The organism is Streptomyces sp. rh34, from assembly GCF_002551245.1.
In the GTDB taxonomy this organism is placed as follows: domain Bacteria; phylum Actinomycetota; class Actinomycetes; order Streptomycetales; family Streptomycetaceae; genus Streptomyces.
Genome location: NZ_NTGZ01000549.1, coordinates 1 through 1,118 on the forward strand (window position 1 = coordinate 1; position 1,118 = coordinate 1,118).

Genomic DNA, 1,118 nt, shown 5'->3' on the forward strand with positions numbered 1-1,118 from the left:
CGCGGCGACGAGCCCGGCGCGGAGTACTGGCTGCGCCAGTCCGCCGAGCAGGGCCACGCGCTGGGCGCGTACGCGCTGGCCGACCTGCTGGAGCACCGCAGCGACGTCGGCGCCGAGCGCTGGCTGCGCGCCGCCGCCGAACAGGGGCACCGTGAGGCCGCCTACCGGCTGGCCCGTGCCCTGGAGCGGAAGGCCGTCGAGGACCCGCACGACGCCTTCGGCCTGGGCCGGGGCGTCGCTTCCGGGCGAACCGGAACGGGCCTCGGCCTCCCCGGCGGCCCGCCCGCACCCGCCCGTGACGTACGGGCGACGGGGCCCGCGCGCGCCGGGAGCGCGGCCGACGGCGACAGTCCCGTGGCGGGGCCCGCCGCCGGCCGGGTCGGCGAGGCCGAGCAGTGGTACCGCCAGGCCGCCGCCCGGGGGCACCGGCGGGCCGCCCTGCACCTCGGCGCGATCCTGGAGCAGCGCGGCGAGCTCAAGGAGGCCGGGCGCTGGTATCTCACCTCCGCCAAGGACGGCGAGCCGCGTGCCGCCTGCGCGCTGGGCTTCCTGCTGCGCGACGCGGGCGACGAGGAGAGCGCCGCCGTGTGGTGGCTGCGCGCCGCCCAGGACGGTGACGGCAACGCCGCCAACGCGCTCGGCGCGCTGCACGCCGCACGCGGTGAGCAGCAGACCGCCGAGCGCTGGTACCGGGCCGCCATGGACGCGGGCGACGTCAACGGGGCGTACAACCTCGGGCTGCTCTGCGCCGCCCAGGACCGCACTCCGCAGGCCGAGCAGTGGTACCGCCGCGCCGCGTACGCCGGACACCGCGAGGCGGCCAACGCGCTCGCGGTGCTGCTGCTCCAGGCGGGCGACCACACCGGGGCCGAGCCCTGGTTCTCCAAGGCGGCCGAGGCGGGCAGCGTCGACGCGGCCTTCAACCTCGGCATCCTGCACGCCGGGCGCGACGAGGACCGTACGGCGCTGGGCTGGTACGAGCGCGCCGCGGCGGCCGGGCACACCGATGCCGCGCTCCAGGTCGGCATGGCCCTGCTGCGCGACGGCGAGGACCGCGAGGCCGAGCGCCACCTGCGCTGCGCCGCGGGCGGCGGCAGTGCCGAGGCGGCGTTCCGGCT

The 1,118-nt window shown here is 78.9% G+C and carries 1 pseudogene; it reads left to right on the top strand.

Annotated features, from left to right (window positions below):
• Positions 1 to 1,118: pseudogene (locus CR470_RS38115) on the top strand (sel1 repeat family protein); the annotation flags it as partial.